The following is a 16,326-nucleotide window of genomic DNA, read 5'->3' on the forward strand; positions in this document are numbered from 1 at the left end:
CGAAGGTTTATTCCCTCTCGGGAATATGTGTCTCCTCTCGGAGACGGTTTATGTAAAGGAACTTATAGCGAAATACTAACCGATAATCATTAATTTCGTCAAGCACAAACATACCGCGAGCATACGATCGTATGCTCGCGGTATGCAGACAAAATAGATATAAATTTCTTTAATAATGCAATGGTCACTAAAAAATGCTATAGCATAAATTGTTGACCGTAGATATTTTGCCAGTTCCTTACTTTGAGTTACTATTATTTATTTTTAGCCACATTAGCCACCATACCCACGGCGGCGAGTTCTATCATTAAAGCGGTGCCGCCATAGCTTATAAAAGGCAAAGGGATGCCTGTAAAAGGTATCATACCTAAAATGCCAAGTGTGTTAATAAAAGCTTGTGTGCCTAGCCAAGCTACTACGCCTATAACCAAATAGCGTGAAAATAGATCTCTAGCCAGAGAGGCTATTTTGAGCCCGCTCAAAATCCAAATTAAAAAAGTTAGTAAAACCAATACAGCACCAATAAAACCAAGCTCTTCCGAGACCACGGCAAAAACCGAATCGCCTATGGTTTCTGGCAAGTAGTTATATTTTTGAATACCTTTGCCTAAGCCTAAGCCCACGAATTCTCCAGAACCTATGGCTATTAAGGCTTGTTTTAATTGATAACCCGAACCGGCGGTGTCTTTATTTGGGTTAAGAAATGAAGTGAATCTTTCTCTACGATAGGGTTCTATAGCAATTAAAGAAAAAAGTAAAATAATTCCAGTTAAAAAAACTAAACCCATAGTTTTTAAATCAGCTCCGGCCATAAAATACATTATAAAAGCCGTAGCGCAGATTATTATAAACGTGCCCATATCTGGTTCCAAAATTATTAACCCCCCGATAATTCCTGTCCACAACAGAAAAGGAAAAATCATAATGGGTTTTTTAATTTTATCTTTTTTTGATTCTAGCCAGTGAGCTAAATATATAACTAAAGCCAGTTTGGCAAATTCAGAAGGTTGAAAGGAAAAACCAAACACACTTAGCCAGCGTTGAGCGCCTAAGGCGCCCAAGCCTATTTTAGGTACAAAAACTAAACCCAACAAAATTATAGCAAAAATCAGCAGGGGCAAGCCCAGTTTTTTTAGTAGGGCTATGTCGATTCTATAAAAAATAAAAAAAGCCAAAAGCCCTAGGCCTAGGCCATATATTATTTGGTGTTTAAAATAGTAAAAACTTTCGCCGTGATTGGATTGAGATAGCGGTATAGAGGCATTGGTCATTACGGCTATACCCAGCAAAACCAAAACAGCAGTAGCCATTATAAACATTGTGGCCGCTTTACTATGGTTTTTCATTTTTTAAAACCTCTTTTTAGGACTTGGCCCGCTAGAGTTCCGGAAAAACCAGATTCACCTACTGCAATTTTTCCGTTTACCAAAACGTTTTTAATCCCCGAAGGATATTTTAAAGGATTTTCAAATGTCGAGTTATCTTTAATGTTTACTGGGTCAAAAATAACTATATCGGCAAAAAAATTTTTGGCTATAACTCCCCTATTTTTTAGACCCAACCATTCGGCTGGCTTAGCCGACATTTTATATACGGCTTCTTCTAGGCTTAAAACTTTTCTTTCTTTGACGTAACGCTCCAAAATTTTAGCAGTGGTGCCAAAAGAACGTGGATGTGGTACGGCGTTTCTTGGTTTAACTTCGTTATTGTAACCCGAACCGTCCGAAGCAATGATGCTGGCGGGGTGTTTTAACAAAATTTCAAAAACAGTTTCATCTATATCGTTCCAAAATACAGTAACTTGATCACGAGCGGCCAACAATAAATTTAATATAGCTTCGGCGCCAGAAATGTTTTGATCGCGCGCGACTTGAGCCAGGCTTTTACCCACAAAAAGCTGGCCCAGAGCACTCGTCGCTATGGTTATTTTTTCGTAAGGATAGTTTTTGTTTTCAATATCACGGACTATTTTTTCGTGTGTGCCGCTATTTTTTATTTTTTTAATAAGTTCATTTTTACCGCCAACGATAGCCCATTCTGGAAGCAAGAGATAAAGAATAATGGCTGAAGCTGTATAGGGGTAAACATCAAAACTTAAATTTGCGCCACTTTTTGAAGCTACATCAAACATTCGCAATAGTTTTTCGGCGGCAGCTATGTTTTTCTCGCCCAACATTTTTAAATGGCTAATCTTGGTTTTAACTGGTGCATGGTGTAAAAAACCCAAAACCTCGTTTAAGGAGGCATAAACTTCAGCGCCCTCGTTTCTTAAATGAAAAGATGCTACTCCGTTAGAAAATTTAGTTGTGTTAAGGAGCTTAATAATTTCTTCTTCGCTGGCTAGCCTTTCGTGACTATAAGCCAACCCAACAGAAAACCCATATGAACCCTCGGCTAAAGATCTTTTTAAAAGGGTATTAACCTGCATTTCTTCTTTAGGTGTTAAAGGCCTAACTGAATCGCCTACAAAATCTCTGCGCAAGGTGGCGTGTCCGGTAAGTGTGGCTACGTTAAGGCTAATTTTTCTTTTGGAAAGTGTATCTAAAAACTCGGCCATGCTAGACCAATTTATATTTGTCCCAGAGGTGCTGGCCCATTTTTGAACCGACACTAAAGAACCCTTAAGCAAAGGCGCTAGAGATGAGCCACACTGACCCATCAGGATTGTAGTTATACCCTGACGGACCATACTTTCTAAGACATTGTCGTTTAAAATACTGCCGTAACTATCGGAATGGTTTTGAACATCAACAAATCCGGGAGACACCACCATACCTGAAGCGTTTATTTCTGTCTGGGCTTTAGCTTTAGCCAGATTTCCAATTTCAAAAATTTTATCGCCCACAATACCAACGTCGGCTTTAAAAGCAGGGCGTTTGCCCGTACCATCAACCACAGAACCATTTTTTATGAGAATATCAAAAGCCATTTGAAACAAGCTCGAAATTCAAATATCTAAATCCTAAACCCTACTTCGCTAAAGCTTCGTAGGGCACAGCAATATCATGCATTTGAATTTGCTTGCCCGCCGTAGTTTTAACAGAGGCGGGTTTCGGATTTCGAATTTCGTGCTTCGAATTTATTTTAGCATACTACTTACCTATCAGTTGTATGATAATACCAAGGGCGGCCATAACAGCTGAAATTATCCAAAATCTTTCCGTAACTTTGGTTTCGGGCCAGCCTTTGGCTTGAAAGTGATGATGAATTGGGGCCGAAAGAAAAACTTTTTTACCTTTACGGAATTTTTTACTTATAACTTGAATAATAACCGAAGCCGATTCCACCATAGGCACAAAAGCTATAAGAGGCAAAACTAAAGTCGCATTGGTTAGTAAGGCAATAACTGCCAAAGTTACGCCCAGCGGCATAGCGCCGGTATCGCCCATAAAAAATCTGGCTGGGTGGATATTAAACCATAAGAAAGAAAGCAGGGCGCCCACCACCACTGCACAAAAAACACTAAGTTCGTATTTGCCTTCAAAAAAAGCTATTAAGCCATAGCTGGCAAAGGCCGTTAGCATCAAGCCTCCAGCCAAGCCGTCTAGGCCATCGGATTCATTAACCGAAAAAGATGTAGCCACGATAATAAAAACAGCAAAAGGTATGTACCAACTTCCTATATCAAAGTTCCCTAAAAATGGAACCTTAACCGTTGTCCAATCTAATTTGAAATAAAACCATAACGCCCCTATTACAGCTACTACTGTGTAAAGAACTAAACGATGCCGCATTTTTAACCCACCACCCTTTGGACCTATTTTAAAAACCCCAAGCAGGTCGTCGCCTAAACCTATAATGGCCGAAAAAATCATAATGCCTATCGGTAAAAGCGTTTGAGGCCGAGATAAAAAACTAAGGCTAGAAGCCAAGCTGTTGGGCATAAATTCTTTTAATAAGGCTAGCCCCGCGGTAAGAATTAATATTGTTAACCAAATAATAACCCCGCCCATAGTGGGCGTACCTTCTTTATCTTTATGCATAGCAGCAAAAACTGGCGCGCCTTCGGTGCGTATTTGCTTGCCTAAGCGGTATTTATATAAAATATTTGTCCACCATGGAGTTAAAACCATAGCCACAGCAAAAGCTCCAAAGGCTAAAGCTAAAATTCTGGCGACTTGAAATGAAACATCTAGCATAGTTAGGTTTGCGTATTAATAGCTGGCCAAGACCAAGCTGTTTCTACCCAGTTTATTAATTTTCTTATTTGATTAAACTTGTCGTTAGAACCCAGCACTAAATATATAGTTTCGGTATTATTTAAACTCGTGGTCAGTAAAACCATATTGCCTAGGGCTCTATTGGTAAAACCGGTTTTTCCACCTATAACGTTGGTGTATTCGCTTAGAAAAGGATTAGTTGATTTAAAATTATGAATAGCTACTTCGTTTAAAGATTGAGTGTTATAACTTGGCATTTTTAAAATATCCCAAACTAAAGTATATTTAGGATTTTCCCTTAGGTATTTTATAAATTTTGAAAAATCGCTAGCTGTACTAAAAGAATTTATATCTTCTAGGCCGGTGGGGTCTGTAAAATTAGAGTGTAGTAAGCCTAAGTCGTTAAATTTTAGGTTCATCATTCTTACAAATTCTCTAACGGGCGTGGCTTTGGCTTCGGGGTTGGTTTGCAGTTTTGAACCAACATGTTCGGCTAAAGCATAAGCCGCATCATTGGAAGATTCTAAAAGAGCAGCAGCTAGTAAATCTTTCATGGTAAGAATCTCCCCTTCTTTTAAATTACCGCTGTTACCCTCATTTTTAATGGCTCTAGCCGAAATAGACATTGTTTCTTGCGGGCTAGCATAATCTAAAACCAGGGCCACAGTCACAAGTTTGGTGAGTGAAGCTATAGGGCGAGGTTCATCTATATTTTTGGAATAATAATAAAAATCTTCTTTAAAATCCCAAGCTAACACAGCCACTGCCTCTGTTTCTATTTCCGGAATTTCAATATTTTTTTGAGGCAGAATTTTTACTTTTACCAGCGGGGTAGATTTTTTCTTGATATTTGAATTTAAAGCGGGAGTGTTAAAATAAGCGCTGGCCGCCATATATTTAGGCGTGCCAACTTGGTAAGACAAAAGCAACGTAGGAATAATAACGAACGCACCAATTAAGATATATAAAATTTGTCGCATTAGTTTTGAAGTAGCTTTTCTGTTTTAAGTGTTTCAGCCTTTAATTCGTTATATTTTGGCAGTTCGTGTTCTTGGGCTAAACCTAATTTTTTTAAAGCGCCCAAAGATATTTGGTAAGTTTGGGGTTTTGCTGAATCGTTTTTATCTACTAAGCCTCTTAATGTTAAATTACGCAAAGCATAAGCCGAATTTACACCCCTTAACACTTCTACCTCGCTTTTAGAAACTGGGCCTCTATAAGCCACCACAGCTAAAACTTCTAAACTGGCGGGTGTTAATTCTTCTTGTATCTCGCTTTTCACAAGCTTTTCTATATATTCTGATGCTTCTTTTCCCGAAACCAATTGCCATTTATCCTCTTTGTTTATAAGTTTGATGCCCCTGTTTTCTAGGTTAGTTTTTAAATTTTCTAAAGCTAAAACTACATTGTTACTAGAGGCCGAAGTTACTTCAGCTAATTTTTTTACGCTTATACTTTCGCCATAAGCAAAAAGAAGGCTTTCTAAAACTTGCTCTAAATTAATCAAATTTACTGGTTTAGCCATCGCAATTTTATATCTTCAAAATTAGAATTTTGTTGGGCGGTAATTTTTAAACTCTTTAACAATTCTAACACACAAAGAAATGTTATTAACTTAACTTCTGGGTTAGCGGTATCGGCAATTTGAGAAAAATTTAGTTCTAGTTTTTCTTTAATATCTTTTTCTAGATCCGCTGTTTTTTCTGCCAAGGAAACTTTTTCTATAAGCTGGGCTTGAGGAATTCTTTGGGGCAAAGTAATTGTGCTTATTAAGCTTGTTAAAGAATCAGACAAAGCTTCACCTGTTAATTTTTTAGGAAAATAAAAAACAGGTTCCATTTTAGCCAAATAAGCTCGGTTATAATATCTACTGCCTTTTATATCCAACTTATGAATCTCTTTAGCTAGTTCTTTAAGTTTTTGATATTCGGCCAGTTGGTCTTTTAAACTTTGAATATCTTTTTCTTCTTCTGCGGTCAGCTTCAAAAAAGGCAAAAGTGCGCGCGATTTTATTAAAGCCAAACGGCCGGCAATATTTAAAAAATTGGCCATATCGGCCATAGCCAAGTTAGTAGAGCTTTTTAAATAATCTAAAAATTGACCAGCGACTTCGGCTAAAGATATTTCGGTTATTTCTAATTTTTTAGATTCTATAAGTTGATGTAATAAATCTAGCGGGCCTTCAAATTTTGCTAGTTTTAGTTGATACATATTTTTTACAGTTTCATATGACTAAAATAGATTTCTCAACCAACGGAAAAGTCTTTTTGGCAGCTCTTTTATTTTTTGTACACTTTCTGATGGTTTTAGATTATTCTGTTTTGAATTTATTTTTTGATTTTTGTCGGCAGGTTCAATAACTATTGATTCCTTTTGTATTTGATTAGTTTTAGGTTGCTCTGTGGTTTTTTGTATATTTTGATTTGTTGTAGGTACGGCAAGATTGCCCTTAGTATCTGTATCGGGAATGAATAATTTTAAAGAGCCAAGTTTTTTAAGATCTATATCTTCCAAAATAGAAACCCTTGAATAACTATTATTGCTCGTACCGCTATAGGTAATACCTGAATTACCCAACCAAGAATTGATTGTATTTATAGACAATATATACCCAAGCGCGTTTAACTCACCCTTAACTACGGCAGAGGGTATGCCTATAAATGTTCCGTCTTTAAGATATGCTCCTCCGCCAGAATTTCCGTATTCCAATATAGCAGTCGTTTTTATATAACTTCCATCTGTGCCGCTAAAATCTCCGCTTGTGTATGTAACTTTTGTGCCAAATTTCGCAGGGAAGCCATATGTAGTAACCTTAGTACCCAAGCGAAGATTACTACTACTTTTTGTTATATCAACACTTGTCAGATTTTTATTTTGAGGGTTTCTAATTTTTAGAATGGCAATATCTTGATTGGGTGAGATTTTTGTAATATCGGCTATATGTCTGTCTCCAAAATATGGCTCATCATTAAAGTCATTTATAAATCCAACCAAGCAACCTAATGTCCCAGCTATAACATGCTTGTTAGTTAAAATAGTCCCATTAGAATCAATAATCGTACCTGAACCTTGACTAGCTCTCTTCGCATCAACAGGACACAAAAGTTTAACAGTAGATTTTATTATAGCATCTTGATTTGAAATTTCATCAGAACTATTTTGTGGTATTTGTTGTGTAGGTCTATTTGGTGCTTCGCAATATTGGTCAGTTGTTGGCGGTGCTGTTTCTACGCTTGAGCAATCAAAAGTTTTTCTACAGCTTCTATTTTGTATTCCTGAAAGTGAGCAAGAATTCCAATCATCACAAGTCCATGTATCGGCATCGCAAGTTGGTTGTATAGGGATTATGGGCTTTGGTGGAGGCGTACAACTTTGGTTTAAAATAGGATTACCTCCAGTACAGCCGTTTGGCGATGCGGAAGTAATCGGTCGCGTTTGTTGTCCATTTACCGAGCATGTACTCCATGCAGAATATGTCCACGAGATACAGGGTGGGGGCGTATAAGTACATACTTGTGCGACTGACGGAGACGGAGTATCAACATCTGAGCAATCAAAAGTCTTCGTGCAACTGCGTGATTGTTTGCCCTCTAGTGAGCAAGTGTTCCAATCACCACATGACCAAATGTCTGTAGTACAAGGCGGTGGAGTACTGGCGACATCAACAGAGAAGGAATTACTTATATAGTCCTTACCATCGGGCCCATCTACAGCACTAGAACATTCATCGTCAAGACATTTAACTTTTACATAAAAAGATGTTTTGCCATATGGTCTTTTCAAATCGTCGAGATTAACTAAAACCCTTATCACATCATGCTCTCTAAGCACTATTTTATGGCTAGTGCCATTCGTTTCATAAACTCGAGCGTTGCTTACCGAAACATCTGGGTTGCCTGGCATGCCAAAATTTTCTCCGTGGATCCATACCTCAGTTCCTTGCGATGTAACTATCTTTCGCGTTACGCTGGTTATTTTAGGAGGACCCCATGGAATGATTTTAAGAGGAAAAGCATTACTTCTAACTGGCGATGTTTCTGATGAATGAGATCTCTCTATCACGAGATAAAAATTTCTCGGGTCTTCAAAGTTACTAGGGTAGACGAGAATTTTTGTATCTGTCCAAGTGCCTGTAGTTTGTCCGCGATTATTGGGGCCGAAAACCCTTGACGAACCCTGACTGGTTCCAAAATATTCACCAATAATCTCGACTGGGGCTGTTTGAATATAGTTAATCGCACTCGGAGATATTGAGGTTATTTTTGGTAGTGGTCGTTTGCAGGCCTGACTAATAACTGGATCGCCCCCAGTACAAGTCTCTGGACCTAACGACGATACCGTTCTCGTCTGTTTTGCATCAACAGAGCAAACACTCCAGTCGGAATATATAAAAGGAGTACACTCGGTTTGTGCTTTGGTAACTTGAGCTAAAACAAAACCCGCCACAATAGTTAGTAGCAGAACAGCTATTCTTGAATACTTTTTAAAAATTTTAATATTTTTATTTTATTAAATCACCAACATTAACTTCAAGGGCTTTCGCCACTTTCTTTAAGGTTTCAAGTGTCGGATTTTGATTTTTTCTTGTCTCAATTTTAAAAGTAATTTTATTTAGCGAACGAATCCATTATTTCGTGTTAAAATGTAAAGTTATTTCATTTACTTTAACCCATTCTACGATGTATGATTTTTTGAGTGGACTTAGAAAATTTACTTTCAATTTTTTCTCATCAGAAAAATTTACTATAGCACACCAAATGGGACCCCCAAATATATAATTTCTTCTGTTCTTTGTTTTTGTAGTTACAGTAATTATTAAGTTTTCTGGTGTAGTATATTCATGTATATATTCACCGTCATGCTCTGGCATTTTTATCAAATCTCTTTTAAGTAATTGAACCTGTTCATTTTTTCTCAAAACCTCAAAGGGCTTCTTTTTGTTTTCCATTTTTTTACTTTATTAAATCATCAATACTCATCTCAATGGTTTTTGCAACCTTCTAAATTTTTGAAGTTTTATATGATACATCTATTAAAAAGCTCTAAACCCTAAAAACTAAACTCTAAAATAATTACTTTTTCTCGATTACTTTGATTCCCAATTCCTTTAACTGCTTTTCCGAAATTTCCGCAGGTGCATCCATCATTAAATCCCGGCCGTCGCCTGTTTTTGGAAACGAAAACACTTCACGAATGTTTGGCTCACCCGTAAGCAAAGTAACCAATCTATCTAACCCCCAAGCAATACCGCCATGAGGCGGTGTACCGTAACCTAGAGCTGTAAGCATATGCCCAAAGTTAGAAGAAATTTTTTCTTCTGAAAAACCCATAATTTCAAAAACTTTCTTTAGCAGTTCTGGTTTATGGTTACGAATACTGCCACCGCCGATTTCGAAACCATTTAAAGCTATATCGTATTGCGTGGTTAAAATTTTATCTATATTTTCTTTATTCATTAGCCATTCTATATGTTCATCTTTTGGTTTAGAAAACGGATTATGTGTAAACGTCCACTTCTTCGCTCCTTCGGAGCTTCGAAGTGCAGGCACTTTCTTATCCTCTTTAATTTCTTCAAAAAAAGGAAAGTCAACCACCCAACAAAAAGCTAACAGATCTTTATCATTTTTATTTTTTCTTAAGTCCGGTCGGTCGGTGCCATATTTTTCCATAGCTTCGGCGTAACTGACTCTGGGGAAAGGAGTTTCTTGTATTTTTTTATTTGGAAAGAGTTCTTTTATCAAGTTAGTCAGTAAAGATTCATTTAGGGCCATAACATCTTCTCTTTCCACAAAAGACATTTCTAAATCCAGCTGGGTAAATTCTGGTTGTCTGTCTCCCCTAGTGTCTTCGTCTCTGAAACATCTGGCAATTTGAAAATACCTTTCGAACCCCGCCACCATTAAAAGTTGTTTATATTGTTGCGGACTTTGAGGTAAGGCATAAAACTTGCCGTTTTGTAAGCGCGAAGGTACCACATAATCGCGGGCGCCTTCGGGAGTCGATTTAGTTAAAATAGGAGTTTCTATTTCTACAAATTCTTTTTTAGCAAGCCAGTTTCTAATAAATTGAATTATCTGGAAACGCGTGCAAATATTTTTTTGAAGCCTATCTCGGCGCAAATCTAGATAACGATATTTCATTCGTGTGTCCTCCCCTATTTCTAAACCGTCTGTATCCAAAGCAAAAGGCGGAGTTAGGCTCTCATTTAAAATTTTAAGCGCAGTAACTTGAAGTTCTACCTCGCCTGTAGGAATTTCCGAATTTATCATACCCTTGGGGCGTTCGGAAACTTGGCCTTCCAATTGCACCACAAAGCCCGTACGCAGGCTATCACCCAGTTTATGTAGTTCAGTATTATTTGGCAAAAAGACGCATTGTAAGACGCCAGTTCTATCTTTAACGTCTATAAAGATAAGCTTGCCGTGGTCGCGCCTGCCCCAAATCCAGCCGTAAACACTAACACTTTGCCCCTTGTTTTCAGGGGTTTTAGATATCAAAATCCGTTGCATATAGCATTTATTCTAGCTTTTTTGTATTGAATTATCAAACACGAGGTTCTGTAGTTGGCTCAACAATACCCACAGGGAAAAACCTGTGGGTATTTTTTTGATAGAATTTGAGGTTGAGTTGGTGATTTTTTAGAACTTGAGATTCAAAGCCTGTTCTAGCTTAACAAATTTTCTTTCATGTTCCTCAATAATTTTTCTCACATCTAGTTTCTTTTCCAAATCATCAAACCGCCGATCAAGGCGTTTATCTTGGTTTTCAAATGCAACAGCGACTATTCTAGCCAGCTTTTCAGTCTGCTCATCGGTATAGCTTTTGAGTTCTTTAGTGAGTTCTTTAGTTTGAACGCCCAATAATTGTTGGATGTCTTTTTTAGTTAAGTTAACCATAGATTCATTTTACTGCCATGTATAAATAAAAGTCAAAGTTTATTTAACTGGTTAGTTTGTCTTTGTCGGCTCAATCGGTTTTTTGGTTTATATTATTCTTTCTGGCGTATTCTTCGGTTGGAATTGTGATGCTAAATGTACTGCCTTTGTCTTTACCTTCTGATTCGCCTTTTATAATACCTTTATGAGCTTCGGTCATAAGTTTAGCCACATACAAACCCAAACCTGTGCCTTCGGTATACATCAATCGCCCGCCTTCGCCTCGCTCAAATTTTCTAAACAACCTGCTTTTACCTTCGGGAGTCATACCTACGCCTGTATCTTGCACTTTATAAACCAAATAATTATTTTCTAAACGCAGGCTAACATTTACGTTGCCTTTGGCCGTATATTTTATAGAATTATCTATAAAATTAATAACCACTTGGCGAATTTTATCGGCATCAGCCCAAGCCCTGGGCAGGCCGTGCGGTTTTATCCAAGCGAGTTTTAAACCTTTATTTTCGGCCATAGCTTTTAGATCAAAAACTGTATCGTCTATCATTTGGGCTATATCCACCGGTCCAAACGTATAAATTATTCGGCCATCCTCTATGCGGTTTAGGTTTAAAAGATCATTCACCAAAACTATTAAACGCTCGGCCGATTGAAAAACTTTTTCCAAAGTTGCGCTTTGAATTTCTTGAAGTTTGCCGTAACTGCCTTCTATCATCATAGAGATATAGCCTTTAATGGCAGTAAGCGGAGTGCGCAGTTGGTGCGAAACTATAGAAAGAAACTCTGATTTAGCTTCGTCCACTCTTTTAAGTTCATCGTTAGCTATCGATAACTGTATACTCATTTTTTCTAATTTTTCTCTTTGTTCCACTTCTTTAATAACGCTCCTTATTAGTAAAACTCCAGCAAAAGCAGTTAGTATAAATATACCGCCATTTATTACAAAATCTTGCAGTGTAGACGAGGTTGTCGTTCTAATAAGCAGAAAAACCCATATAGAAAAAGTTAATAATTCTGTGGCTACAACTTTAGAATTAAAAAGGTTATGTTTAAGCATGGCATAGCCAAAAAAAACTGGAAAAGCTGCAACTAGGAAGTTGCCGTAGGGTGGTACGGGAATGTTGTACCATAAAAAAAAGTTTGTTAGTCCCCCTCCAAAACCAAATATTGATCCTAAAATCACATAAAATGCCCGTCCTTTAATTTCTAAGGATGATTTTTTATATGTTTTTATTAATAGTGTTAAGGCATAGCTAACCAATAAGCCGTACACAGAAGCAAGGTAAAAATGATATAAAATGCCTGGTTCCGGCCAAAATGGAAAAGATAACTTTGGTACTATGTTTTTTATAAATAAATCCGGAAATATTAAAGAAAGTATTATTATAAGAAAGGTTAAGCCATAGACTAACTTTAGGATACGTTTTTCTGTTTCTTTTTTAAGAATTAAAATGATCCAGTGGAAATAAAATGCCGGAATTAAAGTAGAACCAATGGAAAATACTTTTATCCAGAAAGAGGCTGTTTCGTAACTGGTACTCAATAACCACTGCCAATAGCCCAACGACCAGATAACCATGCCTGTCATCAATAAAAAAAATACGCGATTGATTTTATCGCGCCAGTTTTTATAAATAATAAACAAAGCAAAGCTTAAAGAAGCAATGCCATTTATCAATCCAGAAATAGCAAAAATTTCCATTTATTTTTTAGCTATTAAAACCGCGTGAATTTTTAACGGTTCGCAAATGACCTTGGTATTTTTGGGTTCAAAGCCAGCCGCCAAAGCCATATCAATTAGATCTTGAGGCGTTCTATATATCATTGGCCAACCTACCACGCGCGAAATAAATTTCTGTTCCCGATTGTGAATTATATTAGCTGTTACAAAAATCCCGCCTGTCCGTAAGTATTCGTATATAAACGACAACAAAACTATTGTCTTTGTTTGATTAAAATAATCTAGAAGCCCAACCATTTCAATAATATCAGGGTTTTCACCATTGCGGTAATGCTTATAAAAATTACCAGCAGTATCTATTATCCATGATAAATCGTACTTTTGTAATAAATCCCCTGCTAGACTTTTGCTATAGTCGGCAGCGGCTGGATTTTTATCTAAAAACTTAACTGAAATAGGCCTAGCGGGTAAATTTAGTGCTTGTAAAACTTCTATTACCGCTCTAGCCGAACCAGAAGCTATGCTAAGAATATTTATTGGTCTATTATCGTTGATTTTATTTACAGCATCTATGGCTAGGCTTATTTCTTTTTTTGTTAATTTTAACCTGTTTCTTACAGCTAGGGAGTTATTAAGTACGCCAAACCAAACCAGGTGCGCAATTTTTTGGAATAATCCGTTGGAGGCGTTAGTTCGCCCGTGATTGTAAAGCACTTCTAATGCTCGGTGTGTCGTAGCGTGTTCTATAACTTCTTCGGCTGATTTATGCGATTTTTTTATATAGGTCTGAAAACTTTTAGGTAGCAAATTAAGTACTGATGTTATTACAAAACTCAAAGCTTTTCTGGCAGGACCACTGATCTCATAACCGTTACTCTTATCGTTATCTACAAAAATCTTAACTCCCCGATATTCTCCTATCTGTAAAAGATTATTCATTTTTATTGTTTATTATAACAAAAACACCCGTCTTTTACACGGACGTTAAAGCGAGAATGGATTTTACCATTCACCTATTTTCTTTTGAGGTTTTAAAATTGATACACGAAAATTTTCTTAACTAAACGGTTGTTTTCTCCTAAATTTACCATCCGAACAGGTTGCCTATTTTTAAGTGGAAAACTGCAGGAAATAACCCTGGTGCCAGATGCTAATTCTTTTTCTAGTTTGGATTCTAGTTGATCAAGGATTTTCGGATACAAATACATATAAATACACGTGGCTGTTGTTAGGTTTTCTTTAAAAATATTACCTCTACGGATTTTTATATTCAGGTTCTTATTTATAATCAAATTTATTTTCGCTAAAGTTATGGCAATCAGCGATTTATCTAGGCCAATGTATTTGGCTTCCGGTTCATTGCGAAAGCAGGCCATAAGCACTCGGCCGTCGCCACAGCCCAAATCATAAACTACATCATTGCTTTTTATGGCCATGGTTTTAACCACAGCTTCTAAAGCCTTTCGGGGCAGAGGTACATAAGGTGCTTTTATGTCCTTTATAAAGCTATACGAATATATAATATATAAAATAAAAATTAAAGAAACCGCTACCAAAGTTAATCCCATAAAGACGATATCAAACATAAGTATAGTTTCTTATTTTCTATAAACCCAAAAGATCTCTTTTTGGCCAATAAGGTCAAAATTAAACATCGGGAAGCCGGCGCTAGCAATTATAGCGCCGGTTTTTAATTCTTTTTTAAATTTATCGCCCAATAAGGCGTTTACATAGTTTAACTGAAACAAATAAACAAGGTCGTATTGGCTTAAATCTGTTTTCCAAAAATCCCCTCTTATAATATGCGCATTTTTTAAGCCGGCACGTTTTATTTTGTATCGACTATACCAAACAAGTAGCGGATTAAATTCTATGCCGTAGCTTTCAAAACCCTGTTTGGCAAATTCTATAACTACTCGCCCATCGCCCGAACCTATGTCTACGATCTTTTTAGCATTTTCTTTTTTGGCAATTTCAAATAAATCTTCTAAAACATTTTTTCTATTTTTTCTATAAGACGGCATAAACGGCGCGCCCGTAAAAAGAAGGGGCAAGCCCAAAAGCAAAAAAGCTAAACCCAGCCCAGTTAAAATTATAATTTCTAGAATAACTAAAAATGTCATTGTTGTTTTTCCTTCTTGCACACATCATACATTGAGCATACGATCGTATACTCAATGTATGATTGTTAAATTAGTTTAGGTTATAAATTTTTTCGGCTAAAAGCTGTGAGACAGTTTCTACTTCTTGGCTTGGAGTGATTTTATTTAGCTTAAATGCTCGGCCCACTATAATTTGTGTTCCTTGGTCTAATTTTATATAAACAGGCAGTATGGTAAGTTCGGGTATTTCCAAAGCCAGCACCGCCGCGCCCCTTTTGGGGCGCGGGAGTGAACCAGAGTTATGTCTTTCACCTGTAGGAAAAATTAAAAACACTCCCTTGCTTTGTAATACTTGCCGAGGCTTTCGCAACGAAACAGCTAGCCCTTGGCCATAATACGAAGGAAAAGTTTGCGTCAAAATAAAGAAAGGCCTTAAAAATATATTTTTGTAGTAACGATCATCTACCATAAAAGTTATGGGCAGATAATGCGAGAAAAAAGGAAATAGTGTGCCAATAATTAAAGGATCAAAAAAACCTTGATGATTAGAAATAATCATAAGCGGCCGTGGCAAATTTTTTAAGTTTTCTTGTCCCATAATTTTAAACGAACCAAAAAACCGGCTACAAATAAAAGTAACCAGCCAAACTATTCTTTGGGCAACAGCGTAAACAATTATCATAACTTTTCGGCACTAGCTATTTAGACTTTAAATGATCTATAAAAAGAGTTCCATTTAAGTGATCCACCTCGTGAAGTATTAAGCGCGCCAATAGGCCTTTAACGCGAATTTTAAATTTTTCGCCTTTTTCATCTATAGCTTTTACAGTAACTTTGTCGGCTCGGGGCAGTTCGTGCCATTCGCCGGGCAAACTTAAACAGCCTTCCTCTTCGGAAACCAATTTTTTAGAAATTTGAGTGATTTTTGGATTAATAAAAACTGTATGCCCATCTTTGGCTATTTCCTCGGCGGCTATAAATAAACAAATATTTTTGCCAATTTGCGATGCAGCTAAACCCACGCCATTTTCAGCTTTTAACAAAACTTCTTTCATTTCTTTAATTAGCTTTAAAATTTCCGGCGTGATTTCTTTAACTGGTTCGGACTTTGAGCGCAATATTTTATTTTTTTGACCTGTAATTATTTCCATATTATTTTGGAAAGTCTTTTATTATTTTTCCTATTGGTTTTTTAACTAAGCCTTTTAAAGCTCCAAAAAAGTATTTTCCACGCGCTTCCAAAGGTAAGTTTATTTTTTCTATAACTCTTTTAGCCAGACCCCTTAAATCGCTTTCGTGGTAAAGTTTGGCGATCCCTAAATAGGCTGCGAATTTTTTAGGTTCGCGCATCAAGCGGGAAAGATCTTCGGCTAACAGATGCTCTTTTGAATGAAGCTTTTTGTTAACCTTATTGTTTCTTATTATATCGCCAATGCGCATATTTTGCTTGTTTTTATAGTAGCAATTTACTGGCTATTTGCAAAACAATT

The 16,326-nt window shown here is 36.8% G+C and carries 17 protein-coding genes; all 17 read right to left on the reverse strand.

Annotated elements, in window-relative coordinates; all coding sequences use genetic code 11:
- Positions 1 to 254 precede the first annotated feature (254 nt).
- The 17 genes from ftsW to Q8Q95_03000 all read right to left on the reverse strand — a co-directional run bounded on the left by ftsW (position 255) and on the right by Q8Q95_03000 (position 16,276).
- A complete protein-coding gene (gene ftsW, locus Q8Q95_02920; protein ID MDP3764548.1) occupies positions 255 to 1,346 on the reverse strand; it encodes a putative lipid II flippase FtsW in 1,092 nt (363 codons plus the stop codon).
- The gene (locus tag Q8Q95_02925) at positions 1,343 to 2,929 is read right to left on the reverse strand and encodes an amidohydrolase family protein (GenBank protein ID MDP3764549.1); all 1,587 of its coding nucleotides are present in this window, start codon (positions 2,927 to 2,929) and stop codon (positions 1,343 to 1,345) included. The genes ftsW and Q8Q95_02925 overlap by 4 nt, the downstream gene beginning before the upstream one ends.
- A gap of 163 nt (positions 2,930 to 3,092) precedes the next feature.
- On the reverse strand, positions 3,093 to 4,139 hold the full coding sequence (gene mraY / locus Q8Q95_02930) for a phospho-N-acetylmuramoyl-pentapeptide-transferase (protein ID MDP3764550.1): 1,047 nt from the start codon (positions 4,137 to 4,139) through the stop codon (positions 3,093 to 3,095).
- A 2-nt stretch (positions 4,140 to 4,141) separates the two neighbouring features.
- Positions 4,142 to 5,140 (reverse strand): serine hydrolase, encoded by a 999-nt coding sequence (locus Q8Q95_02935; GenBank protein ID MDP3764551.1) that lies wholly within the window; start codon positions 5,138 to 5,140, stop codon positions 4,142 to 4,144.
- On the reverse strand, positions 5,140 to 5,685 hold the full coding sequence (locus tag Q8Q95_02940) for an SMC-Scp complex subunit ScpB (protein ID MDP3764552.1): 546 nt from the start codon (positions 5,683 to 5,685) through the stop codon (positions 5,140 to 5,142). Before Q8Q95_02940 ends, Q8Q95_02935 begins: the two co-directional genes overlap by 1 nt.
- Positions 5,670 to 6,371: a segregation/condensation protein A gene (locus tag Q8Q95_02945; protein MDP3764553.1), complete on the reverse strand. Its 702-nt coding sequence runs from the start codon at positions 6,369 to 6,371 to the stop codon at positions 5,670 to 5,672. The genes Q8Q95_02940 and Q8Q95_02945 overlap by 16 nt, the downstream gene beginning before the upstream one ends.
- Positions 6,372 to 6,392: 21 nt before the next feature.
- Positions 6,393 to 8,606, reverse strand: coding sequence for a serine protease (locus Q8Q95_02950; protein MDP3764554.1), 2,214 nt, complete (start codon positions 8,604 to 8,606; stop codon positions 6,393 to 6,395).
- A gap of 181 nt (positions 8,607 to 8,787) precedes the next feature.
- Entirely contained in the window at positions 8,788 to 9,108 is a 321-nt protein-coding gene (locus Q8Q95_02955) for a hypothetical protein (protein MDP3764555.1), read from the reverse strand.
- Between the two features lie 124 nt (positions 9,109 to 9,232).
- Positions 9,233 to 10,669 (reverse strand): aspartate--tRNA ligase, encoded by a 1,437-nt coding sequence (aspS, locus tag Q8Q95_02960; protein MDP3764556.1) that lies wholly within the window; start codon positions 10,667 to 10,669, stop codon positions 9,233 to 9,235.
- Positions 10,670 to 10,798: 129 nt separating this feature from the next.
- Positions 10,799 to 11,056 carry a hypothetical protein gene (locus Q8Q95_02965; protein ID MDP3764557.1) on the reverse strand — a complete coding sequence of 86 codons (258 nt, stop codon included), beginning with the start codon at positions 11,054 to 11,056 and terminating at the stop codon, positions 10,799 to 10,801.
- Between the two features lie 70 nt (positions 11,057 to 11,126).
- Positions 11,127 to 12,755, reverse strand: coding sequence for an ATP-binding protein (locus tag Q8Q95_02970; protein MDP3764558.1), 1,629 nt, complete (start codon positions 12,753 to 12,755; stop codon positions 11,127 to 11,129).
- Complete coding sequence (locus Q8Q95_02975; GenBank protein MDP3764559.1) at positions 12,756 to 13,673, reverse strand: hypothetical protein; 918 nt, start codon at positions 13,671 to 13,673, stop codon at positions 12,756 to 12,758.
- Positions 13,674 to 13,765: 92 nt separating this feature from the next.
- A complete protein-coding gene (locus Q8Q95_02980; protein MDP3764560.1) occupies positions 13,766 to 14,320 on the reverse strand; it encodes a methyltransferase domain-containing protein in 555 nt (184 codons plus the stop codon).
- 12 nt (positions 14,321 to 14,332) lie between these two features.
- Complete coding sequence (locus Q8Q95_02985; GenBank protein ID MDP3764561.1) at positions 14,333 to 14,857, reverse strand: class I SAM-dependent methyltransferase; 525 nt, start codon at positions 14,855 to 14,857, stop codon at positions 14,333 to 14,335.
- A gap of 70 nt (positions 14,858 to 14,927) precedes the next feature.
- Positions 14,928 to 15,518 carry a lysophospholipid acyltransferase family protein gene (locus Q8Q95_02990; GenBank protein ID MDP3764562.1) on the reverse strand — a complete coding sequence of 197 codons (591 nt, stop codon included), beginning with the start codon at positions 15,516 to 15,518 and terminating at the stop codon, positions 14,928 to 14,930.
- A 16-nt stretch (positions 15,519 to 15,534) separates the two neighbouring features.
- The gene (gene def, locus Q8Q95_02995; protein ID MDP3764563.1) at positions 15,535 to 15,987 is read right to left on the reverse strand and encodes a peptide deformylase; all 453 of its coding nucleotides are present in this window, start codon (positions 15,985 to 15,987) and stop codon (positions 15,535 to 15,537) included.
- Position 15,988: 1 nt separating this feature from the next.
- On the reverse strand, positions 15,989 to 16,276 hold the full coding sequence (locus Q8Q95_03000; GenBank protein MDP3764564.1) for a hypothetical protein: 288 nt from the start codon (positions 16,274 to 16,276) through the stop codon (positions 15,989 to 15,991).
- Between the last annotated feature and the right edge of the window lie 50 nt (positions 16,277 to 16,326).

This window comes from bacterium (assembly GCA_030697795.1).
Taxonomy (GTDB): domain Bacteria; phylum Patescibacteriota; class Minisyncoccia; order JACQLN01; family JACQLN01; genus JACQLN01.